This window comes from Caryophanon tenue (assembly GCF_001700315.1).
In the GTDB taxonomy this organism is placed as follows: Bacteria; Bacillota; Bacilli; order Bacillales_A; family Planococcaceae; genus Caryophanon; species Caryophanon tenue.
Window position 1 is genome coordinate 1 of record NZ_MASJ01000027.1, and the last position, 25141, is coordinate 25141.

Annotated in this window: 19 protein-coding genes and 2 riboswitches; of the genes, 10 read left to right on the forward strand and 9 right to left on the reverse strand. The window is 39.5% G+C overall.

Annotation, left to right across the window (positions count from 1 at the left end; translation table 11 throughout):
• Positions 1-404 precede the first annotated feature (404 nt).
• The 5 genes from A6M13_RS11850 to A6M13_RS11870 all read left to right on the forward strand — a co-directional run bounded on the left by A6M13_RS11850 (position 405) and on the right by A6M13_RS11870 (position 6255).
• Entirely contained in the window at positions 405-2840 is a 2436-nt protein-coding gene (locus A6M13_RS11850; RefSeq protein WP_066546555.1) for a diadenylate cyclase, read from the forward strand.
• 174 nt (positions 2841-3014) lie between these two features.
• Positions 3015-4718, forward strand: a complete 1704-nt coding sequence (locus A6M13_RS11855; RefSeq protein ID WP_066546558.1) for a methyl-accepting chemotaxis protein — start codon at positions 3015-3017, stop codon at positions 4716-4718.
• A gap of 50 nt (positions 4719-4768) precedes the next feature.
• The gene (locus tag A6M13_RS11860) at positions 4769-5197 is read left to right on the forward strand and encodes a GatB/YqeY domain-containing protein (protein ID WP_066546560.1); all 429 of its coding nucleotides are present in this window, start codon (positions 4769-4771) and stop codon (positions 5195-5197) included.
• Positions 5198-5341: 144 nt separating this feature from the next.
• The gene (locus A6M13_RS11865; protein ID WP_066546561.1) at positions 5342-5911 is read left to right on the forward strand and encodes an SLOG family protein; all 570 of its coding nucleotides are present in this window, start codon (positions 5342-5344) and stop codon (positions 5909-5911) included.
• A gap of 29 nt (positions 5912-5940) precedes the next feature.
• Positions 5941-6255: a hypothetical protein gene (locus tag A6M13_RS11870; RefSeq protein WP_083998344.1), complete on the forward strand. Its 315-nt coding sequence runs from the start codon at positions 5941-5943 to the stop codon at positions 6253-6255.
• A gap of 61 nt (positions 6256-6316) precedes the next feature.
• On the opposite strand, the gene A6M13_RS11875 is transcribed toward A6M13_RS11870, so the two are convergent.
• From A6M13_RS11875 to A6M13_RS11900, 6 genes are all read right to left on the reverse strand, one after another.
• A complete protein-coding gene (locus A6M13_RS11875) occupies positions 6317-7378 on the reverse strand; it encodes a S26 family signal peptidase (protein WP_066546564.1) in 1062 nt (353 codons plus the stop codon).
• Positions 7365-7871, reverse strand: a complete 507-nt coding sequence (locus A6M13_RS11880) for an RNA polymerase sigma factor (RefSeq protein ID WP_066546565.1) — start codon at positions 7869-7871, stop codon at positions 7365-7367. Before A6M13_RS11880 ends, A6M13_RS11875 begins: the two co-directional genes overlap by 14 nt.
• A gap of 87 nt (positions 7872-7958) precedes the next feature.
• On the reverse strand, positions 7959-9422 hold the full coding sequence (locus A6M13_RS11885) for an SH3 domain-containing protein (RefSeq protein WP_066546567.1): 1464 nt from the start codon (positions 9420-9422) through the stop codon (positions 7959-7961).
• 235 nt (positions 9423-9657) lie between these two features.
• Entirely contained in the window at positions 9658-10926 is a 1269-nt protein-coding gene (locus A6M13_RS11890; protein ID WP_083998345.1) for a nucleobase:cation symporter-2 family protein, read from the reverse strand.
• A complete protein-coding gene (locus A6M13_RS11895; protein WP_066546572.1) occupies positions 10926-11510 on the reverse strand; it encodes a xanthine phosphoribosyltransferase in 585 nt (194 codons plus the stop codon). The genes A6M13_RS11890 and A6M13_RS11895 overlap by 1 nt, the downstream gene beginning before the upstream one ends.
• 156 nt (positions 11511-11666) lie before the next feature.
• A riboswitch (purine riboswitch) is annotated at positions 11667-11768 on the reverse strand.
• 218 nt (positions 11769-11986) lie between these two features.
• Positions 11987-13420 carry an amino acid permease gene (locus tag A6M13_RS11900; protein WP_066546575.1) on the reverse strand — a complete coding sequence of 478 codons (1434 nt, stop codon included), beginning with the start codon at positions 13418-13420 and terminating at the stop codon, positions 11987-11989.
• Between the two features lie 125 nt (positions 13421-13545).
• A riboswitch (Lysine riboswitch) is annotated at positions 13546-13725 on the reverse strand.
• Between the two features lie 179 nt (positions 13726-13904).
• On the opposite strand from A6M13_RS11900, the gene A6M13_RS11905 reads away from it, so the two are divergent.
• Positions 13905-15110, forward strand: a complete 1206-nt coding sequence (locus tag A6M13_RS11905; RefSeq protein ID WP_066546577.1) for a CynX/NimT family MFS transporter — start codon at positions 13905-13907, stop codon at positions 15108-15110.
• 93 nt (positions 15111-15203) lie between these two features.
• Positions 15204-15770 (forward strand): restriction endonuclease, encoded by a 567-nt coding sequence (locus A6M13_RS16340; protein WP_066546579.1) that lies wholly within the window; start codon positions 15204-15206, stop codon positions 15768-15770.
• 15 nt (positions 15771-15785) lie between these two features.
• Here the strand turns inward: A6M13_RS16340 and A6M13_RS11915 are convergent, their stop codons facing one another.
• Positions 15786-16835 (reverse strand): nitric oxide synthase oxygenase, encoded by a 1050-nt coding sequence (locus tag A6M13_RS11915; protein ID WP_066546582.1) that lies wholly within the window; start codon positions 16833-16835, stop codon positions 15786-15788.
• 416 nt (positions 16836-17251) lie between these two features.
• On the opposite strand from A6M13_RS11915, the gene A6M13_RS11920 reads away from it, so the two are divergent.
• The 3 genes from A6M13_RS11920 (at position 17252) to A6M13_RS11930 (ending at position 19679) form a co-directional block, all read left to right on the forward strand.
• Entirely contained in the window at positions 17252-18730 is a 1479-nt protein-coding gene (locus tag A6M13_RS11920; RefSeq protein WP_141680954.1) for a catalase, read from the forward strand.
• A 129-nt stretch (positions 18731-18859) separates the two neighbouring features.
• Positions 18860-19276, forward strand: coding sequence for a hotdog fold thioesterase (locus A6M13_RS11925; RefSeq protein WP_245669312.1), 417 nt, complete (start codon positions 18860-18862; stop codon positions 19274-19276).
• An 82-nt stretch (positions 19277-19358) separates the two neighbouring features.
• On the forward strand, positions 19359-19679 hold the full coding sequence (locus tag A6M13_RS11930) for a hypothetical protein (protein WP_066546587.1): 321 nt from the start codon (positions 19359-19361) through the stop codon (positions 19677-19679).
• A gap of 191 nt (positions 19680-19870) precedes the next feature.
• Here A6M13_RS11930 and A6M13_RS11935 read toward each other — a convergent pair whose 3' ends face one another.
• Positions 19871-20803, reverse strand: a complete 933-nt coding sequence (locus A6M13_RS11935; RefSeq protein ID WP_066546589.1) for an AEC family transporter — start codon at positions 20801-20803, stop codon at positions 19871-19873.
• A 194-nt stretch (positions 20804-20997) separates the two neighbouring features.
• Positions 20998-25062, reverse strand: a complete 4065-nt coding sequence (locus tag A6M13_RS11940; RefSeq protein WP_066546591.1) for an S-layer homology domain-containing protein — start codon at positions 25060-25062, stop codon at positions 20998-21000.
• Positions 25063-25141: the final 79 nt, after the last annotated feature.

Consider the following 25141-nt stretch of genomic DNA (forward strand, 5'->3'; position numbering starts at 1 on the left):
GAGTTAAGCTCAAATTTTTCATCTCAAACCGAAGTTCTCGATGTGCTGGCATCATTTAAGATGTCATAATTTTGTCGGTTAAACCGACTATGTTTCATCAACGTTTGTTGTTCAGTTTTCAAGGTTCATGTTTTTCATTCGTGTTAAGCGAACTTCTATATCTTACCACCGCTGTTCGAAAGTGTCAACAACTTTTTTGAATTATTTTTTCAAGTAAGTGTTTCAACGTCTCTCGTAAGCGACTTCAATATAATAACACGTATTTTTAATATAACGCAATAGTTTTTTCATTTTTTTATTTTTAATTTAAAGAACCAGCGTTTCTTCTATAAGAATAGAGAAAAGATTTTAACCAGATATTTATGGGTATAGCACTAAATAACGGTTTAATGAGGTGATAAAACATGTATACATTCGACGAACTTCATCATCTAGAACATTTATTAGAAAAATGTGTAACGAAATATTTAACACCGATCCTTCCTGATATTGTTGTTAATATTACAATTGGTGAAATGCCAAATCGAGCTACACTAAAACTACTCGATGATTTTGTGCCGCCATTTAATATGCCCACAATTTATGATACATATCGCCTTCAAGGACGTGATGTTGTTGTACATTGTATGAACGTGCCTGAAGAAGTTGCCTTATTAGCATTAGATGAAGGTACATTTTCTTATCCACGTTTTATTTTAAAAAGCTTATTTGATTTGCTCGACCGTGGTTACTGTACAACATTTGAGCAGTTTGCTGAACGTATTAAAGCTATTACTGCACGACAACTGGCTGTTATGATGCACGGAAGCTCCATTCAATTTGCAGAGCAGCTCTTTTCAATTTTACAAAGTGCACAACATGATAACGCAGTTGAGCAAGTTTATTTATTTGATTTGCTCGATTCGATTTCGATTATGGATTACGAAGGCATGCCTACACTTTCAAAAATGCTTTTTATCCGCAGTGAGCATATTCAACATGTCACATTTCATATTTCGTTCCAAAAGCCATTTCCACTTGCTTCAATCCGGCAAGTGCGGAAAATTTTAGAAATTGCCCAACAGCCTCTTTACGTCATTGCGGATCATCAGAAAATTTATGGTATCGGAGAATTCCATCGCCCACCAACGCATGTGCTAGACGAATGCTTTTTTATTACATTCATCGGTAGAAACACGTATAAAATGACAAAGCTTCACCAACCACGAAATGCAAACAAAATACAAGAAGTGCTTATTTACTTATCCAGCCATAAAAAAATGTCACTACAACCTTCTAATTATCGGCGAGATGAGTTAGCCTATGCGATTCATACGACATTCCATAAATATTTCGCACAAGATGGACGCCATTATCAACATAAAATTGATGCGTTAGCAAAAACAATCGAGTATGCAACAAAACAGCGGCTCGGTACAATGGTTGTTCTCGCACCCCCAAAGCTTGCGAAAAGAGAAACACGACGACTTGCAAAAGCACAACAGGCAATGCTCGTAGACCCGATTCCATTAGCGTCGAGTTCTCTCCCTACTGACAAGCTAATTGAACAGCTAACAAGTATTGACGGCGCGATTTTTATTGATACGGAAAATACTTGTCATAGCATCGGCGTTATTTTAGATGGCGTTGTAACATCGAAAACAGAAGGAAGAAGTGACCGAGGTGCGCGGTATAATGCGGCGATTAAGTATTTTTCACGCAATACCATTGCCCAAAGTTGCTTAATTGCCATCGTTTCTGAAGATGGTATGGTCGATTTACTGTTCCCAAAAACGAGCAAAGATGTGAAGCATTATTTAGCACAAATCCATATTGCCTTCTCGCGTCAGCACTATGAAGAAGTTATTTATTCGACGACGCAGCTGCTTGGGCAATACGCTCACTACTACCCACTTTACTTATATAGAGGGATTGCTTCTTATTATTTGAAAAATTACAAGGAAGCAAAGCGTGATTTATTAAAAGCCGCTTCCTTCCAACAAAATGAAGCGATTATTTTTTACTGGCTCGGCATTGTTAAACGTACACTTCAAGAATATGATGCCGCCATTAAACAGTTTTCTGTCGCTCTCTCTATTGAACACCATGAAATCTTTTATTTAGAGCGTGCTCTTACGTATATAGAAGCGCAAAAATTTGACGCTGCCTTATTTAACTTACAACAAGCTGAAAAAGTAAATGCACAAACACCACTTCTACATTACTACTTTGGCTATTACTATGAGCAGCAACAACTGACAGAACAAGCGATTACTTGCTATGAACGCGCAATTGCTCACGATGACACCCAACCATCGTTTCATATTGCACGCGGGCGTATGTATGTCAAAGAGCAGCAATACTTACAAGCGATGAAAGAGATTAGCACCGCACTACGCCTACAACCACTCGATGAAGCTTTGTATAAACGCGTTGGGCAAATTTTAACGATTGCGGGTTTCGAAACGTATTTTCATAACTATTTACAAGACTCTAAACACTACGCTCTCTATATTGTAGCGGGCTACCGTGATTTACAGCTTGAGAAATACAAAAGCGCTCTTCAATATTTTGAGTACGCGCTGCCGACGATTCGTAAAACAAGCTTTGTTTATGAATGGGCAGCTGATTGCGCCGTCATGCTTCACGATTATCAATATGCATATGAGCTGTACTCTATTGCACTACGTATTAATGAGCATGACGTACATGTGTTACAAAAGCGTGCAGAATTACTCATTCATTTTGCTAAAATTGATGCAGCGCTACTGGATTTTAAAACAGCTAGCATGTATACGAACCATAAAGATACAAAAGTTGCCATTGCAGAACGGCTAAAACTTCCGCCATTTTTAACATAAAAACAAACTTCTTAAAAAACCGACTGAGTGTACGCTACTTATCAGTCGGCTTTTTCATGTCCTTCATCTTACTTTCCGTTCTTTTTACTTGAACTCTATGTAATGTTTACATGCTCTTAATAAAAGACCATTACAATAGACATAGGAAAAAATAACGAATTGGGGTGTCCCACAATGTCCTTCAAAAAGATTATTCGTCTAACGATTGCTAGCACTCTTTTGCTTAGCACTGCGTTAATCGTGTCGTTTATCTTTTTACAGCTTAAAATTTCGGACCAGCAAAACCGCTATGAGCAACAAATCTATATTTCTGACTTAAATACACAGCTTCAATCCATGTCAGCCAATTTATCTTCATTAGCACGCGTGTATGTGCAATCTGAAAACGAGCAAGATTTAGAACAATATACAAAGCGTCTAAATGATACACTCGAACAATACACACATATGTATGAAATATTCCAGCAATATAATTTGCCAGAAGAATCTATTTTACTCGTCGAACAAGTTCAACAAACGGCTACTAATATTCAAGATATGAATGATTGGGCATTTAACTTAATCAATATGAACGAGCAAAAAAATGCGCTATCGGTGCTTTATAGCGATGATTATATAACCTATGAGAAAAGCATCATTACAACATTAACGGCATTCCAAGAGAAAGTGGATATTTGGTCGGAATATCAGCTAGACGCTATTCAGCAACAGTTAACATTATTTTTAAGTATTACGATGGCAATAGCTGTATTATTCATTAGCAATATTATCGTCATTGTTGTGATGCTCACCAAGAAAATTCGTCCATTACGCAGTATGACTGAAAAATTCCATGCTCTTAGTAAGCACGATTTAACGGTCACACCTATTCCATTACAGAAACAACAACAGGATGAAGTCACCTCACTTGCGCTCGCCTTTAATGCGATGCTTTATAATTTTCAGCAAGTGATTGGCAGCGTCAATCAAGCAAGTACACATGTAGCCGCTTCTTCACAAGAACTCGTTGCAAATATCGAACAATCGAAAGGCGCGGTGACGACATCATATGACGCTTCAGTTGTTGTAACGCAAAGCACGCAACATCAATTACAAGTACTTGAAGAAGGGGTCGATACAATTCAGCACGTCGCAACGGATTTACAACGTATCTCGAAGCATACCGCGTCGATTTTGGAAGCAACAACACAGGCCAATACACTCGTTAATACAGGTAAACAACAAGTGATTGAAACTGCAGCAACAATTCATACGATGGCACAGGCTGTTTCACATGTGGAAGCAGCAATGGAACATTTACATGTGACATCGAATGCCATTCAACAATTTACACATACGATTGAAGACATCGCATCACAAACACATTTACTTGCACTCAATGCCTCAATTGAAGCGGCACGTGCTGGCGAACAAGGAAAAGGCTTTGCTGTCGTTGCAGCCGAAGTGCGAAAGCTAGCAGAACAATCGCAAGCATCTGCTAAATCCGTATCGTCTACCATTCATGCAGTACAACATGCCGTGACAACAACAGCATCTGAATTACAAAGTGTTCATACACATGTACAGCATGGTGTGACAAGCATCGATGAAACCAATGCGTTATTTTCGCAAATTGCTGAAGCCAATATAAATATTACACAGCAAGCAAACGATACAGACGTTCTTGTAACAGAGTTGGCTGATACGACATCGCAGTTAGTCGTGAGCTTTGACCATTTGATGGCACTATCTGAGCAATGTGCCGCGCAGTCACAAACAGCGAGTGAACAAATGCTTGTACAGAAAAAAGTATCAAATGATATTGCACTTGCCACTGAACGTTTAGCAAGCATTGCGATGTCTCTCGATGATGAGGCGACAATGTTCCGCTTAGTGTAAGGAACATGCTATAATAGCTCTACCGCATAGAATAGAATGGAGCGATTTTCATGTTAAAAGAGCAAGTATTTGATCAATTAAAAACAGCAATGAAAAATAAAGATGTGCTAGCAAAAGGTGTTTTAACATTGGTGAAAGCAGCCCTTGATAGCGCAGAAAAAGAAAAAGGCACTGCTTTAACACAAGAAGAAGAAATCGCAGTCATTAACCGTGAAGTAAAACAAACAAACCAAGCGTTAGACGGCGCAAAAGCAGCTGCACGTGAAGACTTAATTGAAAAGGAAGAAGCAAAATTAACATTGTTAAAAAGCTTTTTACCAAAGCAATTATCAGAAGAAGAAATTGCACAAGCGCTACAAGAAGCTGGTGTTGGCGCAGGTATGAATATGGGCGATGCGATGAAAATTGCAAAACCTTTATTAAATGGCAAAGCAGAAGGCGCAATCATTTCAAAAGTTGTAAAAGCGTTAATTTCATAAGAAAAAAAGACGGTTATTCGCACATGAATAATCGTCTTTTTTGTGCACAATGCATCTTTTTTTCACGTCCGAATAAATGCTTCAACTATTATATGTTGCACGTTTTTTTTGTATACTTAAGGGAGAAGAAAGGGTGATTCACACATGACGCGTATTTATGTAACTGGGTATCGTCCACATGAGTTAGGGATCTTCAATTCCTCACATCCTGGTTTACCCATTATAAAAAAAGCACTTGAAGAACGTTTACGCCAATTGCTTGATGACGGCTTAGAATGGGTAATTGTAAGTGGACAGCCTGGCGTTGAAACATGGGCGGCTGAAATCGTTTTAGACTTGAAGAAAGAGTTCGAGCAATTAAAACTTGCGATTATTACACCATTTTTAGAAATGGATGCTAATTGGAGCGATGATAAAAAACAACAATTCCAGCTTATTTCAAGTGGCGCTGACTTTGTGACTGCGGCTACGAAAAAACCATATGAAGCACCTTGGCAGTTCGTTGAAAAAGACAAATTTATTTTAGAACAAACAGACGGGCTTTTACTGCTCTATGACGAGGAGAATGAAGGCTCACCAAAGTATATTGCACGCTTGGCACGAGCATTCCAAGAGCATTATGCACAATATGAAATTTATACGATTACGGCTTATGACTTGCAAGTAATTGCTGAAGACATCCAACAAAGCCAATGGGAATCATTTGATCAATGATGTTGAAAAAGAAAGGAATGTCATTTCACATGCAACCACCACAAATACTTCGCCATCAAGAGTATATTTATATTCGGCACGATAAGTACCATCGTTTTATTCGATATTCACGTGGTATTTCAATTCCTTACGACACGTTTCAACATATTTTAGCGACCCTTGATGACAATACACGTAGTTACTTTTTCTTCCACAATAATCCGACCGCTACGATTCAAGTAGGGAGTTATTTAAATGGACATGCAAGCTTAGCTGCTGTGTTGTATACGTACTTTCAGCAACGTAATATTTTACTACCTGAAATTATGAATGGGCAAGATTTCTACATTCATATTACAGCGTAAAAATTGCATCAAAAAAGCACACCCCGTAGCAGTATATTTGCTACAGCGTGTGCTTTTTCTTTTACGAGTTCGGCCCTAACTGCCAACCGTCTGATGTTTTGTACATCATAAATGTGTACGTTGTTCCTTGCTCGCGTCCAAAGTCATAATGAATAATGGCTTTATCGCCTTCTTCACGTACAGTACGGTACCCCGCTTCTAAAAAGAATTCGCCTGTTCGGCTTGCATATGGGAATGTATAGCCTTGTTGTAAAAAGGCAGCTGCCCCGTCACCGTCATTAAATTCTAAGGCATATAACAACGCATCAAAATATTGTTGAGCGGATGTTGGTTGCACTTCAGCCGCAACTGTTTGTGGCATAATCCCAACGACTTCCCCGTAAATTTTATGCACTGGAATAATCGTTGCTCCTTGTAAGCTGTTATCCGCCGGGAAATGATTTAACAGTAAATATTCACGTGCGTTTAACACTTGCTCATAGCCACCTGCAATATGAATATCATTGTCTGCATATTGCTTCAATAGACGGCTTGAAATCTTCTCACCGTTCACCGTTAGTTGACCGTCACGTAAATAAATACGGTCACCTGGCACGGCAATGACTTCATAATAATCTTCGTTATACACAGGTAAATGACTGCCTGTATACGTTTGCGTACGCACAATATCCCTTTGTTCATACACTGGCTCATCGTACATACGCGCTTTTCGTTCAATGACTGTTGAAAATGATTCCCCTTGTAACATAAACGCTTCGTTGTCGATGTACTGCAACGGCTCTAACGTTTGAATGGTTGGTAGCGATTCAAAAAGTGTATAGTTTTTCGTTGAAAGTGCATCGTCACCACGCAATGCCATAATGTCATATAAATCATCGAGTGGGTCATACGGAACGCCGCGTCCATCATTGGATGAAGAAAGTAGCGGCGAGTTCATTGTTGTTAAAATTAAAAGTAATGCAACAGCTGTTGCAAATGATGTTAATACCGGGATATGCCACATGCGCTTTTTAGACGGTGATGGCGGTTGTGTCATCTTCATACGCACTTGTTGTTGAATACGTTTTTCTGAAGCAGATGTATCTCCCATCATGTCATCCAATTTGTTTTTAAAATTCGTCATGTTGTCCCGCCTCCTCTTGCTCAAAAAACATTTTCATCTGTTGCTTTGCTCGTCGTAATCGCGTTTTTACGGTATTTTCATTCAGCCCTAACTCTTGCGCGATGTCCGCAATAGACTGTTCATTATAATAATACAAAATCAATGGTTCGCGATACTTTAACGGTAGCTGAAATAAATGTTTTTCAAGTTCGGCAAGATGTTCGCGTGCCACGACATCCTCGTCAATGCCTCGTGTTTCGCCAAAGACGTTTTCAAATAGCACTTGTTTTCGGTATTTCCAAGAGCGCAAATAATCTTTAGCTTTATTCGCTGTCATTTTTGTTAAATACGTTTTTATCGATGCCTCTTGGCGAAATTGTTGCTGTGTTTGAAAAAACTTTATGAATACGTCTTGAACGATATCTTCAGCTGTCGGCCAATCTTTTACATATAAATACGCAATACGAACAAGATGCTTGCTATGTGTGTCGATTAGTTCTTCAAAATTATTCATATGGCTTGTCCTCATCATGTTTTACCTATACATTAACATAAATTTGAGGATTGTTTTAGAAAATAAGGTGAATTTTAACTTAATTTATTATGGCATCAGTGATTTTTGCACAACATAAAAGCGATTACTAAGCCATACTTGTTGTATTTTCTGTAACGGTTCTGAGTCATCATTTTGTAAAATAATCCGTTCTATTTCTTCAATTTGTTGTGTCTTTTCGTTATATGCAAATGTGACATACGCATCGATGAAATTTGGATTTGTCGTTGTCGGCATGAGCACTTGGAAACGACCATCACCAATCGGTTTGATAAAGCTCATCACCATAAAACCTGGATCAATATAATCGTGTGCCGGTACCGAAAACTTCTTCACTTCGCCGTTTACTTCATAACATAACTCACCACATGTCCAAAAATGAACACCTGTATCTTTTGATAACTGTGCAGCCGTTTCTACATAACCCGAAAACTCACCCATATAACCATCGCGACCATATGTGAAGTCTATTATAGATTGTGTATTCAATGTAAGTTTCGTATTATTGTTCTTCTTTGTCGCTACAAAGAAATCACGATGGCTATGCAGTCGGTTACTTAAACGAATCGTCAGTTGTTGATCACCATTGGCTAGCGTTTCTTTTTTAATGATACGTTTATCCACCATCGTTTCATCGAGCACTTCGCTACTAGTCGAATGTGTAGCGTTTTGTTTATGTTGTAACATCTCCGTCGGTACGTACCCTCTTACTTGTCCACTTCCATACTCCACATATGACCAGCCACTTGTTGATGGATACGCTGTAACAGCAATATTGCTCCATAAGATGTCCATGATATTGGCGTCAACACGATTTGGGCTATCAAATAATGCGACACCGTCTGTTTTGATATATTGCGTTTGTCCTTTTAACGCAACCATATCTTTTGCAGGAACGTAGCCAATCATGTCAGCGTAACGGATAATACGCCACTCTTTATTCACCACACCGTATGACTCAACAGCTGTATTTGCATTAATTGTCGTTAAGACATTTGACGACTTTGATGGCTTTGACATCATTACAACTGCGTCCTTTGCCGCACGAATTGTCGGTGGGATACGCGTTAAAAACGCTTGTGGGATATCATCGGCATGTGAAATGGTCGTATTTTGTGTCGTCTGCGCACGATACATAAAATCACCTTTCTCAAAGTCGATATATGCACCGTTTCGCTCTACCGTTAAACCTGTCGTAAGTTTATGCATCGTAAAACGCAGTTCATACGGCGCAACGGACCAACCAATATTCTCTACTTGACTAGCATTTACATAGCCTTTCCCTTCGTTTGTTACGACTTTTAACCACCCTGCAAAAGTATAACCATCTGTCCAAACAGTATCACCACGTTCTAGCATCGTAATGGTTTCTGCATGCTTAGATGCACTCGCTTGAAGCGGTATATTTGTTTTTGCAACATTTAATATGCTTGATAGCGCCGCGTCTGCTTTACTTGTATAGCTACAACAAGCAATCATACTGAACACGAGCACTATGAGTAATTTTTTCATGTAGCTCCTCCTTTTTTATGTACCGTACAGACGGAGCTACTCGTGATTAGTTTCATTATTTCTTCAAAAAATATAAAAAAAAAGACACCGGGACAAAAAATATCCTTCAGCAGTTGTCGTTGCTGAAGGATATTTTTTTGCTTTCAAGATAATTAAATAATTCGTTTAGCTAAGAACATTATTACTCAACCTAGATGTCCCTTACACATGAAGTGATGGCCGAGCTGCATTCCTCTTACTTCTTCTTCCCAATCATATTAAACACAATGTTTAACACAATCGCTGTTGTTGCACCTGTTACGATACCGTTTGAGAATAATGTCTCAAGCATGTCTGGTAATGAAGCAAATAAGCCTGGGACAACCGATACGCCGACACCTAAACCAATAGCACACGCTACGATAAGTGCATTTTCCATTGATTTATTAATTTCTGGTGCAAGCATTTGCATACCTTGTGTAATAACAAGACCGAACATTGCCACCATCGCTGCACCAAGCACTGGTGTTGGAATGATTTGCGTCAATGCCGCAAATTTCGGTAAGAAGCCTAAAATGATTAATAAGAAACCTGTCATGTAAATCACTTTACGCTCTGTGACACCCGTCATTTTCACAAGACCGACATTTTGTGAGTATGTTGTATACGGGAATGCGTTGAAAATACCACCAATCACAGAGGCGATACCTTCTGAACGGTAGCCACGCGCTAAATCTTTTTCATTTAACGGCTTTTTCGTAATATCACTTAATGCATAATAAACGCCTGTTGATTCCACTAATGAAACGATTGCGATTAATGTCATCGTAATAATTGGCTCAAGATGGAATTCTGGCATTCCGAAGTAAAACGGTTGTACCATATGGAACCAGCCTGCATCTTTCACCGGTTGGAAGTCCACGATGCCCATAAATAATGCGGCAACTGTACCTGTTAACATACCGGCTAAAATTGCGATAGCACGCATAAAGCCAGTTGTACAACGGTACACAAGAATGATAATGGCTAGTGTTAAAAACGCTAAGAAAAGATTTTGACCTGATGCGAAGCCTTCTGCTGTTGCATCACCGCCACCAATATTTGTTACAGCTGTTGATAATAAGCTAATCCCGATAATGGTTACGACAGAGCCTGTCACAACTGGTGGGAAAAACTTCACGATTTTCCCGAAGAACCCTGAGATTAACACGACAATAATACCAGATGCGATAATAGCACCGTAAATTGCTGCGATACCTGCACCGTTCCCGATTGAAATAATCGCTGGCACTGCAGTAAACGTACAACCTAATACAACGGGTAAACCAATACCGATAAACTTACCACGCCATACTTGTAAAATTGTCGCCACACCACACATGAATAAATCAATTGCTACTAAGTACGTGATTTGTTCTGGTGTCATGCCAATTCCGTAACCGATAATTAACGGTACTAAAATCGCGCCTGTATACATGGCTAATAAATGTTGGAAACCGAATGTCAAAGCTTTTGCGTTATTCACTAGAATTCACCGTCTTCGAAAAACTCGACCTTCCCGTTTTCTAGTGATTTAATACGTGCTAATGACTCGATACGTAAACCTTGGTCACGTAATAATTTGCCACCTTGTTGGAAGCCTTTTTCAATCACGATACCTACGCCAACTAAATGCGCGCCTGATTGATTCACGATATCCACTAAGCCTTTAACCGCTTCGCCATTTGCTAAAAAGTCATCAATAATAATGACATTGTCATCTGCTGTTAAAAAATCACGAGAAACCGAAATTTTATTCGATTCTTGTTTCGTAAATGAATACACTTCTGATGTATATACATTATCTGTTAATGTTAAAGATTGTTTTTTACGTGCAAACACAACTGGTGCACCAATTGTTAAGCCTAAAAATGTTGCGGGTGCAATACCTGATGACTCAATTGTTAACACTTTCGTAATTACTTCGTTTGCATAACGATTCGCAAACTCCTCGCCCACTTCCTTCATAAGCTGTGGGTCAATTTGATGATTTAAAAATGAATCTACCTTTAATACGTCCGCTGATAATACGCGTCCGACTTCATGAATTTTTTCTTGTAACGCCTTCACGTGTTCTTCCTCCTACTGTTTACAACTTTAGAAAATGATGCTACTTGACATAATTCCTGATGGGTAAAGCTAAAAAAAGCTCGCAAAGTACAACCTCATGTTTACGAGAGGGTCATACTTTCCGAGCTTGAGGTTCGAAAAAACAATAGACGATTGTCTACTTATATGAGCTCTCATAGTCAGTTCATTTACGGTGAACCGGTAGAAACTTGTGGGCCATATCCCCACGATTATATGAGTGAAATATACTTCGTTTAGAATGTTCTCATTATAAGCATGAAAATGTTCGTTGACAATATGTTTTAAGAAGTTAAAAAGTTCTGATTATTCGTATATACACAAAAAATTCACATTTTATCATAACGAACGTTCGGCTTTTAGCGAAAACGTGCATATCTTTTCTTTAGATTGATCTATCCATGTAAAAAGGCAATCATCCAATCTGTATACGCGATTGGATGATTGCCTTCTATTTATTAATCTAATTCTACATCTTTTAATGGCACAACTTTTGTTTTGTGCTTAATTTTATAACCGAACCATAATGCTAAGAATAATGGAATTCCGATGTACGATACAACGATACCTTCCCAGTCTACACCGCCGAAGAATGCTGTGTAGTTTTGCCCTAAAATAACAATCATACATACAATAAATGCAAATAGCGGTCCAAATGGATACCATTTCGCTTTGTACGGTAACAAGCTCATATCGCGACCTTGTAGTTTGTACGCTTTTCGGAAACGATAATGAGAAATCGCAATACCAAGCCATGCGATGAAGCCCGATAAACCAGAGGCATTTAATAGCCAAATGTATACAACACCATCACCGTAAAACGATGATAAGAAGGCTAATGAACCAACTGCTAATGTTGCAAGTAATGCGAAGATTGGTACACCGCGCTTGTTTAATTTCATAAACATTTTCGGTGCTTTGCCATCCACTGCTAATTGGTATAACATACGGCTTGCTGCATATAAACCAGAGTTACCAGCTGATAGCATCGCCGTTAAAATAATGGCGTTCATTACAGATGCTGCAAATGCAACACCTAAACGGTCAAATACAAGCGTAAATGGCGACGTTGCAATATCTTCTGATAGTAAACGTGGGTCATTGTACGGAATAATTAAACCAATTGCTAAAATCGCTAAAATATAGAAAATTAAAATGCGCCAAAACACAGATTTTACTGCTTTTGGAATGCTCTTTTTCGGGTCTTCTGTTTCAGCCGCTGTAACCCCAAGTAATTCTGTCCCTTGGAATGAGAAACCGGCGGCTAAGAAAATACCAAACAGTGCTAGGAAGCCACCATTAAACGGTGCATCCCCGACAAAGAAGTTATCAAAGCCGATTGGGTCTTCCCCTTTTAAAATACCAAAAATCATTAAGAATGAAACGATGATGAAAATAACAACCGTTGCAACTTTAATCATCGCAAACCAATATTCCGCTTCACCGTATGCTTTTACCGATAGGACGTTGAATGATAATACAACGACGATAAACATCACTGTCCACAGTGCTGAAGAGCTATCTGGGAACCAATATTTCATAATTAGGGATACAGCCGCAATTTCTGCTGCGATTGTAATTGCCCAGTTGTACCAGTAGTTCCAGCCGAGCGCAAAACCTAGTGCTGGGTCAACGAATTTCGTTGCGTACGTACTGAACGAACCTGCTGATGGCATGTATGCCGCCATCTCACCTAAACTTGTCATTAAAAAATACACCATAATCCCGATAAGTGCATATGCTAGTAGCGCACCACCTGGACCTGCTTGTGCAATCGAGCCACCACTTGCTAAAAATAAGCCTGTACCGATTGTTCCGCCGAGCGAAATCATCGTAATATGACGGCTTTTCAAACCACGTTTTAATTGTGGTTGTTCTTGTTGCCTACTCATGTTAAAAAGTCTCCTTCATGTTTTGTTCAATTTACATGTGTGTGTTTTACTTTTATTTCGGCTTTCTAAACAAAATAAAAAAACCGCTACATAGAAGTAACGGCTTATACGCAAAACCCCATGTAAAAAAAGATAGCACAACACATATTTCTATGTGCCAGTTCTGGTCTTCTTCAGCCCCAGCCCCAGCGCGTAACATATCGATGTTTGTTTCACGCTTCGGCGAATATGACCTTTCCAACACTTTCACTAGGCTCGACCTTCAAGTGCTGTACTTTTTCAAATTCGCGACCTCTACCTCTCTTTAAAGAGGTATTTAATCATTTAATTATTATTCTAGTTGAGTCTATCATGGGCGAAAATGGATTTCAACTAACTATAATTATTCTATTTTTTCGCAGTTTTCAGACGACATACGTATTGAAAATAAAGTATGGTATGCTTACTGAATGAGTGACTTCTTTATTGAAAGGATGTAAATCATATGAATGACGCAACAATGTCCTCTAAAAAAATGCATTGGACAAAAACAACCTGGTTATTCGTCGTGGGCATCGCACTAATCGCGATGACGCTCCGTACACCACTTACTGTCGTAGGTCCCGTTATTGCGGATGTGCGTGAGAGTACAGGTATTTCCAATGTACTCGCTGGCTTTTTAACGACTATTCCACTGCTGGCGTTCGCGCTATTTTCGCCATTTACGTCGAAAATCGCAAGACGCTATGGTATCGAACGTACATTATTTGCATCTATGTTTATTTTAGCAATTGGTATTATCGTACGTATTAATTTTGGCGTTTACGGATTACTCATTGGCACATTTTTCATCGGTGTTGCGATTTCTTTCGGGAATGTCTTAATGCCGAGCTATTTAAAGCTTCGATTTCCACTTCAAATCGGTTTAATGATGGGGCTTTACTCTGTTTCAATGAATATTTCTGCCGGACTCGCTTCTGGTATTAGCTATCCGCTTGCGCAAACGACGTTTAGTTGGCAAGGGGCATTTAGCTTCTCACTTATTTTTGTTATTTTAGCGATTGTTATGTGGCTACCACAGTTAAAACATCACGTACCCATTACGAGTACGACCACTAAAGCACCTGCTTTACCACTATGGCGCTCCCCTCTTACATGGGCCATTGCGCTGATGATGGGCTTACAAAGCTTGCTGTTTTATACGACGGCGGCATGGGTGCCAGAAATGTTAGTCTCTCAAGGTATGACGGCAAGCGAAGCGGGGTGGACATTTTCATTAATGATGCTCGCTCAATTACCAATGACCTTTTTAATTCCGATGATTGCGAGTAATATGTCTACACACCGTGCCATTGTTTTTGGCTTTTCAACTTGTTATATTATCGGGTTTATTGGGTTATATATGAAATGGACATCCCTCGCACCTTTATGGATGATTTTACTTGGCCTTGCAGGCGGTGCTTCATTTAGCTTAGTGATGATGCTATTTACATTACGCACAGAGTCTATTTTTGCCTCTGCTGAATTATCTGGCTTCGCGCAATCTACTGGCTATTTGCTCGCCGCTATCGGTCCGACCTTCTTCGGGTTTTTATATGATATTTCGGGCAATTGGGATATACCTGCCTTCAGCTTTATTATTGCTGCTATCGTATTATTTGCGAGTGCGCTTTATGCATCACAACAAAAAACAGTTGAAAGCACACTGTAACATAGACGTAATTCGGGCATTTCACACAAAACCAAACATACGTACTTATAATATGCTATACTAAAGGAAACACTACTTTAAAGGAGATTGACCGTGGCAAAGCGTAAATCAAAAAAAAAGCAACAAAATACGATTCCGTGGCAACTAATTGTCATCGCCTCAATAGGTGCCATTACGTATTACTTCACAACAAATGTTGATGTTACACTGTATGCGCTTATCGGCAGTGCCGTTTTTTTGTTTGTAGCATCTATTTGGAAAAAAGTGCGTTCTCAACAAAGCTTGCAACGTTCAAATATTCATCAAATTGACGACATGACCGGCATTCAATTTGAAGAGTTTTTAGTGCAGTTATTTATGAAGCAAGGTTATCGTGCTACGATGACAAAATCATCTGGTGATTTCGGAGCTGACTTAGTATTAAAAGGTAACGGCGAAACAATCGTTGTGCAAGCGAAGCGCTACAAATCATCAGTCGGTGTAAAGGCTGTTCAAGAAATTATCGCCGCAATTCGTATGTACGATGCGGATAGTGCATGGGTTGTTACAAATAGTTACTTCACAAAGCAAGCCCAAACACTTGCATCTCATAACGATGTGCGTTTAATTGACCGTGATGAATTACTTGAAATGATTCAAAATACGCGCCGACGCAAATAAAAAGACTAGTGCTCGCTATACACGGGCGCTAGTCTTTTTTGGTAGCGATAAAAAATTCGGATTTTTAATTGTATTGTTATAGGGTTGATGGAACACATGGGTCGTTGCAGGGCTCATCGGTGGAATTAGCCATGTCCAGTTCCCTGTTACATCCCTTCCTTGCTCCTGCTCTTGTTGCTCAAATAAAGCAAATTGCGTAGCCGCTGTATGATGGTCGACAATGCTAACACCTTGTTGCTTAAATGAATGTAGCACCGCAATATTTAATTCGACAAGCGCGCGGTCTTTCCATAATGTCGCTTGCTGTGTCGTGTCTAATGCTAATAGTTGTGCCACTACCGGTAACATATTATAACGACTCGTATCCGCAAAATTACGTGCACCAATTTCTGTGCCCATATACCAACCGTTAAACGGCGCTGCTTTGTAAAGAATATCCCCAACTTCTAATGCCATATCTGAAATCATCGGTACTGCATACCATTTTAGTGCCAATTCCTCGAAATTATACACAGGGTGCGTAATCGGCACTTCTAAAATAAGCTCGTGTGGTATCGTATAAAACTTTGGCGACTCATCATCTATTTGAATCACGAGTGGAAGCACATCGAATGCACCGTACTGTGGCTGCCACCCTAAATTTACACATTGTTTTGTAAACGATACAGAATGTGGATCACCGATTATCGTGTCGCCTACCTCATATCCTGCATATCGAATAAGTTGGTGATTGAGTATACGTACACGCTTCTCATCAAATATCGTCACAGCCGGTCTAATTTTCCCTCTATTTGTGGCAAACGCAATATGTGCACATAATTGCTCAAATACCTCATCTGCCGTTACATACGCGCGTGCATCAAACACATGTAATGAGCGCCAAAACAAGCGTCCTATACATTTATTGCTGTTACGCCATGCAATTTTTGCGCCGTAAACTAGTTCTTCTGTCGTTGGTACAAACTCGCCTCTTTGCTCTATTTGTTGCAGCCGATTACGTAACCACGCTTCGGTTAATTTCGTTTCTTGTTGGAATTGTTGTAAAAACGCCATCGTCTTTTGCATGCAATCGCTCCTATCCACCTCTATCGTAAAAAATTCACGCTAGAAAATCGATGAATAAGCCTCTTTTAAAAGATACATATTACATACATCGACATAAATTTGACGAAAAATCAAATTCTCATTTAGCTTCACATTTTTCTCAATTATTTTTATAAAAAAACAATAATTAACACTCCTTTTACATCATTATCATAGTGACAAAAGAAGCAAAAACCAACCATATTAAATGTTTTGTGTCAAGTAATAACGGGTATTAATTACTTTTAGAAGCCGATATCTCTAAAAGTTCACTATTTTTTCACTATAATACACATTCCTTAAAAAGAATTATTATAATCTACTAGCAATTATTAAGTGGATTTGGTATAGTATGTGGTGAAAAGAATTTTAAATTATGGGGGGCAATAACTATGGCAATGGATAAAAGCCGTAAGCTAACAACTGCTGCTGGTGCTCCAGTAGTATCGAACGATGATGTACAAACTGCTGGTCGTCGTGGTCCAATTTTATTACAAGATGTTTTCTTAATCGAAAAATTAGCAAACTTTAACCGTGAAGTAATTCCTGAGCGTCGTATGCACGCTAAAGGTTCTGGTGCATTTGGTAAATTCACTGTAACTCACGATATTACTAAATATACAAAAGCAAAATTATTCTCTGAAATCGGGAAAGAAACTGAATTATTCTTACGTTTCTCTACTGTAGCTGGTGAACGTGGTGCTGCTGATGCAGAGCGCGATATCCGTGGTTTCGCAGTAAAATTCTACACTGAAGAAGGTAACTGGGATTTAGTTGGTAACAACACACCTGTATTCTTCTTCCGTGACCCATTACACTTCCCAGACTTAAACCACGTTGTAAAGCGTGACCCTAAAACAAACATGCATAACGGTAACTCTAACTGGGACTTCTGGACTTCATTACCAGAAGCTTTACACCAAGTAACAATCGTTATGTCTGACCGTGGTATCCCAGCTGGTTACCGCAACATGCACGGTTTCGGTTCTCACACATACTCAATGATTAACGAAGCTGGCGAGCGCGTATACGTGAAGTTCCACTTCCGTACACAACAAGGTATTAAAAACTTAACAGGTGCTGAAGCTGCTGAAATTATCGGTAAAGACCGTGAATCTTCACAACGTGACCTATTCGATTCAATCGAAAAAGGCGATTTCCCGAAATGGACTGTATACATCCAAGTAATGACGGAAGAGCAAGCACGTAACTCTAAAGACAACCCATTCGACTTAACAAAAGTTTGGTACAAATCTGAGTACCCATTAATCGAAGTTGGTGAGTTAGAGTTAAACCGTAACCCAGAAAACTACTTTGCTGATGTTGAGCAAGCTGCATTCGCTCCATCTAACATCGTACCTGGTATCGGCTTCTCTCCAGACCGTATGTTACAAGCGCGTTTATTCGCGTACCAAGATGCAACTCGTTACCGTTTAGGCGTTAACCACCACCAAATTCCAGTAAACACACCACGTTGCCCATTCATGGTTTACCACCGCGATGGTGCAGGTCGTGCTGATGGAAACAACGGTGCTAACTTAACGTACTATCCAAACAGCTACGGTGCATTACAAGCTCAACCAGAATACAAAGAGCCTGCATTAGCTTTAGACGGTGCTGCTGACATCTACGACTTCCGTGAAGATGACAACAACTACTTCGAGCAACCAGGTAAATTATTCCGTTTACAAACACCTGAACAACAACAACGTTTATTCGAAACGACTGCTGCTGAAATGAACGGTGTTGAAGAGTTCATCAAACGTCGTCACATCTTACACTGCTACTTAGCTGATCCAGCTTACGGTGAAGGTGTTGCGAAAGCAATGGGTCTTTCATTAGACGGTATGGATTTATCTAACCCATACACTAAATAATTAACCGCAAATGATATCCAATCTACACTAAGCTTTGCTTAGTATTTGCGACAAACTGCCTCCAGCAATCGTTGGAGGCAGTTTTTTTATACATGCTTTATAATAGAAGGAAAGAATGGAGGTTTTCTTATGAACATTGAACAATTTTTAGCGTCTTTACCTATCGCTATTGAAGACACATTAATCGGTACGCTAGGTATGACCTTTACGGAGTTATCAAAGGAACGCGTTGTTTGCACGATGCCCGTAAATGAAAAAACAAGACAACCAATCGGCTTATTACATGGTGGCGCATCGGTTGCACTCGCTGAAACAGCTGCTAGTATTGGTGCATTTTTACATATCGACCCGAAAACACAATTTGCAGCTGGTTTAGAAATTAATGCCAACCATATTCGTGGCAAACGTGACGGGATTGTTACAGCGATTGCAACACCATTACATATCGGACGTACAACAATGGTATGGCATATCGAAATTGTTGATGAACAACACAAAGTTATCTGTATTTCACGCTGTACAATCGCAATTGGTGAACAAAAATAACTGTTATAAAACTGTAATCAATATGCAATCGTTCTCTAACATCTCTCCGTTATGATTAAACACGTGCAGGAGGGATGATGAAATGACAACAATTTTATCTAAATTACACATAAAATTACGTAAACAGAAACAACAGCCAAAGCGTTTAACGACCATCTCACTTCCTCGACAAGTAAGTCCGTTAAACTCTGAACTCGACAATTATTATAAACGCTTGGATGCTAATGAATTATCAGGTGTTGAAATGTATGCACTTGGTGAATTAGTGGAACGTTATATTCATGAATGCGCGATGCTAGATTCACGCGAAATCATTACATATTTCAAAGGAAAAATGTATATGACAACAAATCCAACTGTTTTACAACATAAATTACAAGCGGTACGCCCGTTTGTACAATAAATAAACAAGGCTACATTTAATGCAAAAAAAAGCTTGGAACAACCGTAATTGAGATTGAGACAAAAAGAAATATCCTTCAGCAACGACAACTGCTGAAGGATATTTTTTTTGCTTTTGGTGCTACTGCGCATAGCCGATACATTAGCAAAATGTTGATCAAATGGACTTTGTACTCGCCATCCGAACACCTGTTAAATCGGGAATAAAATGGTCGCCGCATAAATCACTAGTGTTACGGTAATACAACTCACAACCGTTGAAAATAATACTGTTTGCGCGGCGGTTGCTGACTCAATATCATACTCAAGTGCCAAACTTGAGCTGTTACGTGAGGTTGGAAAAGCACTCGCAATTAGTAAAGATTGCGCTACAACCCCATCGATTTGAAGCGCATAAATGATACCAAGTGCTACAACTGGCCCAATAATTAATCGGGTAAAGCAACTCACAAAAATCGTTTTCGTAAACATTGTACGCATTTCAATTTGTGATAACTGCATCCCTAAAATGAGAAGCGCAATAGCAATAAAACCATTGGCAATGTAATCAAGCGGGATACGTAACATCGTAGGAATCGGGATATTGAGCATGTTCATCAAGCTCCCTAAAATGAGCGCATGGACAATCGGCATCTTTAAAAAATCGCGGACAATTGCCATGCCCGACTTTGTCGATGAAATTAAGTTGTACAAGCCATATGTATACGTCGTCATATTTTGGAAAATAACTAAAATGACCTGAATGGCTACGCCAATTGGTTGCGTGACAAAAATCATCTGCGCAACTGGAATGCCGTAATTACCGGAATTAATCAGTACGACACTATTTTTAAATACGGCACTCTCTGTTTTACTCAAGCCCATTGCCTTTGCAATAAAAGCACTTAACATCATTTGGCTTCCGATAAAGAGCACAATGAATAACGTAATTTGGCCGAGCACCTCTTTATTAACACTCGTTTCATAAATATTGACAAATACCGCAGCTGGCATAAAACAAAATGTAATGAGTTGCGACATTGTCTTTAAATTAAAGGTAAATTTCTTTTGTAACAATGCACCAATAAACATTAATACTAAAATGGGTGCTACAATTTGAAAGAAAATCATCGACAAATACATCATAAATTCGCTAAACCTTCTTTTTTAGTTTCCATTATACCACTGTCATTTTATGAAAAAGCGCATAGGACAAAAAGAAATATCCTTCAGCAACGATAACTGCTGAAGGATATTTTTATGCGGAAGTCGCCGCTTTTGTCAGGACGCACCCGCATGTTTTTATTAGAAATAGGTTTCTGTCCTAGCCTCTTTACCTGTTATCGTCCGAAGCGTTGCATTTGTACTTGGCTTACTTCCGACATATTGCCATAACGGTCTAAAATAACGAAGTATACATAGTCTTCTTCGGCAAACACAGCTTGTCGTGCAATTAAGTCTGGTGTTAAAGCGATTTGAATCGATGTATTCGTATTCGCTAAGAAGCCATTACCTGTAAAGCTGAATGCACGGTTACCGCCTTCACCTGTTGCTACTTGAGCTGCTGTAACGTTAGCAGTTGGGTTTTGTAAATATGGTACAACTGCGTAACGATATTCCATATCATACATCGTACTACTTGATGAGAATACCGCCACAATGCTGTGGTATGTGTGGTACGGAATTGCTGGATCTAAGTTACCTTGTAAGTTCGCACTACGCGCAGCAACGTTAATTGCTTGATACTCGTATTGTGCTGTTTTCGCATTTTCTGCAAATAGTTGATTTACTTTTACAGAGTCAAAGGCACTATCATTCATCGTTACTGTAATCGTTTGGTTAATATTAATGCCTTGGTCAAAACGAATGCGTAATTTCGATGGTGCTGTTGTCGATGAACCTTGTTTATATTCTTCAATACGGTAGTTCCCTGTTTCATTACCTGCTACAGTTACCGTTAAATCGGATTGCGTAATGCCTAATGGTTGCTCAAATGCATCACGTTTAATCGCTTCACTGAATGTAATTTCAAATGAGCCATCTGGTTGACGCACAATATTACTTTGTACTTCTGGTCGTTTCCCGTCTGTATAGAAGCTCGTTTCATACACTTGTACAGATTGGTTTTGCGATGTATCACGGGCCATAAAGTAAATTGTGTAATCTTTATGCGCTTGCAGTGGCGTAATCGCAACGATGTTTTGTCCACGTCGCATATCCGCTGTTCCGGTACGTACGCCTGTTGTATTTTTCAAGCGTTCGAATTGTTCCGGTGTATTCGCATAACCCGAATCCCCTAAATTCGCTTGTAGCTCTTTTGGAATCGCGATATATTCAATAATCCCCGGCTCGTCTGCGGTGAAATTTAAATTTCCGCTTGTATTACTATCTTCTGTTGCTGTCCCTGAAATACTTGTAATGACAGGTGGCATTTTATCCATCACCATTGGTAGCTCAATAATTTCATTCGATAAGTTCCCTGAACGGTCAACCATAAAGGCATACATTGACCAACTAATAAATTGTGATAAATTCGTTGGAATCGCAACATCGAGTACTTGCTCACCTAAATCAAGTGGTGGATTATCTCCTGGATATACAGGTTGCCATGCAACATTGCCGTCGTCACGCACTGTGAAATCTACACGGTCCATGACGTCACGCATCGAAATCGTCGTTTTATCAATGCCTGCTGGTAGCACAACATAATAGAATGTACCCGCTTCAGATGTTTCTAACGTGACTTGTGCATGTGTTTCCGATGCTAATTTTTCAAATTTCGTAATGACTAATGACGGACGAATAACATCAGTATGTCGATACGTTGCGTAGTTACGTGGGTTGTCTTCATCGCGGTCCGTCACCACTGGATTGTCTGCTAAATCGGTCACCCCTGGTAATGCAGTTGCCACAATCGTATCATTTTGTACTAAACCAGTTAATGCCGGCAATGTTAACAGGACTCGTGATTGACCACTTGCCGCACGTGAATATTCCACTTTAATTGGCTTGATTTTCATTTGTCCACTAATGTTAATAATTCCTGTACCTGTTAAATCATAGTTTTGCACATTTTCTGCCGCTTCTTTATTTAGCTCCTCACTGAAATATAAATAAAATTGCGTTGGATTAATAAACTCAATATCGTAATTCGTCACATACGGTTTAATATCATCAAGCGGTAATGTTGTAAATCCTTTTTCCTCAACAATTGAACGGTTTTCAGCTGGGTCTACGCCGACAAGTGCTACCGAGTAATCAGTTAACGGGTCAAGCCCTGCAATTTCAATTGTATTTTCACCTGCAACCATCGTCTTATATTTGGACGTATCGTTTAACGCGATGTTAATAATCGTTTGTGCATCATAGCCTTTACTATTGCGTCCTGGTGTTACAACGATATAAAACATACCGGCTTCACTTGATGTGAAGTTTAATGTTGCCTTTTGACCGCTTCGATGCGGTTCCACTTGCACATTCGATAAACGTGGTGGAAGTGTATCTGGCGCATTTGCCATATTAAAGGTTACACTCTCAACACGCGACGATGTATTGCCGGCGTTATCTTCAATGACCATATAAATTTTATACTCTTTTGCGGAGTGTAAATTCGTCAGCGTAAATGAATTTTCACCTTCCATCATACCGCCTGTGCCTTGGAATTCACCAGCTGCTTGTGCAAGTACTTGACGCTTTGTCGGTGCTGCTTGTGAGGACTCTAACACAACATAATAGTATGTGCCGGCTTCATTCGTATTAAACGAGACATTCGCGCTATTACTGCTTGTTGGCGCTACTTTTAAGCCCGTTAAAATTGGGGCAATACGGTCTGGTACTTGAACGTTTTCATCGACAGATTTATCAATTTCATTGCCATCTTTATCAACAATAATCGTAATATTACCCGCATCATTTTTATAATCATTAAACACTAAGTTTGGATTTTCTTCTTGCATTAACACAGCTGTATCAATCCAAAGGTCTACCCCTTCAGCTTCATTGCCGTTTGAATCGCGCATTGTCGCTAAGTTTGTACCGCCTTCACGGTTATTCACGATATAACGGTTAATAATCCCGTCAAAAAATAACGATACATTACCATAGTTATCCTTTGTGAGCTTGCGTACATTTGCTTTTCCGTATAATACGGTGCTAACATCCGTTTCGACAAACACATCACGTACGTCGCCAAGCAGCTCCAGTTGCTCAACTTCGCCCTCTACACGTAATTCACGTAATTCCTTATTTGTTTTAAGCTGTAATTTATTCTGTGTAACAACGACACGATTGGCAGAAATCTCCTCGAACACAACGTAACGTGAAACACTCGGCAATGTAGACGTCGCCGCTGTTAAACCATATTGATTAAATGTGGACGCTGTTTGCATACGTACAAGCTGATTTTCTACAATACTTAATGATTGTCGGCGCACATCGGTCGTTGGAATCGTCAATGTGCCATTTACATTGAGATTGCGAAGCGTCACGTAATTCGATTGTACGTCGATATCGCCATTAAAGGTTGTACCGCCACCATCAAATACCACGTATGAACGCGATGTACCGTTTGCTTTTAACGTAAGCTTCGTAATATGTTGAATTTTGCCGTTCGCAATTTGTCCTTCAATCACCGCACCTTTTAAAGCTGCCGCATTCGCTGTTTTAAACAGCTGATTATATGTACGGTCAAATGTATATGTTGCATCATTAATCGTTACCGTTTGATTCGTTACATCGGTAATTGTGTACTCAACTGTACGGTCCTTCGCTACCTTTTCGGTATTCACGATAAATGTTGCCATTTGACCACGCGTTAAATTACGTGTCGGTCCAAATGTTGTTGGTGAAGTCCCTTTTGTAATTTGGTAGTTCCAAAGTGTTTGAATATAGTAGGCCGCTTCTGTATTGTTCGACACATCGGTAAAATGATGTGTTAATTTCGTTGCCTTATCTAAGCCATATCCAATCGTTAAAACTTTTGCCATATGCTGACGTAATGTTTGTGCACCTGGTCGATATGTACCGTCACTATACCCTGATACGATGCCTTCATTCGCAAGCGCTGCGATATATGGATAATACGCATGTGACTTTGGCACATCTGTAAAGCCAGGGTCGCGCAACGTTTCAATATTCGTATCCAAGCCTAATGCATTTGCTAACATTTTTGCTGCGTGTGCACGTGTTAACGGCGCATTCGGTTTAAATTGCTTTGTACCATCCGGTTGGTTATACCCTGAAATAACACCACGCTCATATAGCTCCATAATGTTTGCATAATGTGTATTGGTGTCATTCAGATCTGTAAAAGTTGCTGCCTGTATAGGTGTCGGAGCTACAACAGCTACACTACCGATTGCCAGTGTCGTAACTGCAATAGATTTCGTTAATTTATGTCGTTCCATACTGTTGTTCCTTTCTATGTTCATCTATCTATATCGCTAACGTTAATCTCTCTCTTGTCGCTTTATTTATATCGGCTTC

What these genes read in the sequence shown, in the direction of transcription:
- A6M13_RS11850 (WP_066546555.1), top strand. Translation starts at nt 405, where the DNA reads ATGTATACATTCGACGAACTTCATCATCTAGAACATTTATTAGAAAAA.
- A6M13_RS11855 (WP_066546558.1), top strand. Translation starts at nt 3,015, where the DNA reads ATGTCCTTCAAAAAGATTATTCGTCTAACGATTGCTAGCACTCTTTTG.
- A6M13_RS11860 (WP_066546560.1), top strand. Translation starts at nt 4,769, where the DNA reads ATGTTAAAAGAGCAAGTATTTGATCAATTAAAAACAGCAATGAAAAAT.
- A6M13_RS11865 (WP_066546561.1), top strand. Translation starts at nt 5,342, where the DNA reads ATGACGCGTATTTATGTAACTGGGTATCGTCCACATGAGTTAGGGATC.
- A6M13_RS11870 (WP_083998344.1), top strand. Translation starts at nt 5,941, where the DNA reads ATGCAACCACCACAAATACTTCGCCATCAAGAGTATATTTATATTCGG.
- A6M13_RS11875 (WP_066546564.1), bottom strand. Translation starts at nt 7,378, where the DNA reads ATGACGAATTTTAAAAACAAATTGGATGACATGATGGGAGATACATCT.
- A6M13_RS11880 (WP_066546565.1), bottom strand. Translation starts at nt 7,871, where the DNA reads ATGAATAATTTTGAAGAACTAATCGACACACATAGCAAGCATCTTGTT.
- A6M13_RS11885 (WP_066546567.1), bottom strand. Translation starts at nt 9,422, where the DNA reads ATGAAAAAATTACTCATAGTGCTCGTGTTCAGTATGATTGCTTGTTGT.
- A6M13_RS11900 (WP_066546575.1), bottom strand. Translation starts at nt 13,420, where the DNA reads ATGAGTAGGCAACAAGAACAACCACAATTAAAACGTGGTTTGAAAAGC.
- A6M13_RS11905 (WP_066546577.1), top strand. Translation starts at nt 13,905, where the DNA reads ATGAATGACGCAACAATGTCCTCTAAAAAAATGCATTGGACAAAAACA.
- A6M13_RS11915 (WP_066546582.1), bottom strand. Translation starts at nt 16,835, where the DNA reads ATGCAAAAGACGATGGCGTTTTTACAACAATTCCAACAAGAAACGAAA.
- A6M13_RS11920 (WP_141680954.1), top strand. Translation starts at nt 17,252, where the DNA reads ATGGATAAAAGCCGTAAGCTAACAACTGCTGCTGGTGCTCCAGTAGTA.
- A6M13_RS11925 (WP_245669312.1), top strand. Translation starts at nt 18,860, where the DNA reads ATGAACATTGAACAATTTTTAGCGTCTTTACCTATCGCTATTGAAGAC.
- A6M13_RS11930 (WP_066546587.1), top strand. Translation starts at nt 19,359, where the DNA reads ATGACAACAATTTTATCTAAATTACACATAAAATTACGTAAACAGAAA.
- A6M13_RS11935 (WP_066546589.1), bottom strand. Translation starts at nt 20,803, where the DNA reads ATGATGTATTTGTCGATGATTTTCTTTCAAATTGTAGCACCCATTTTA.
- A6M13_RS11940 (WP_066546591.1), bottom strand. Translation starts at nt 25,062, where the DNA reads ATGGAACGACATAAATTAACGAAATCTATTGCAGTTACGACACTGGCA.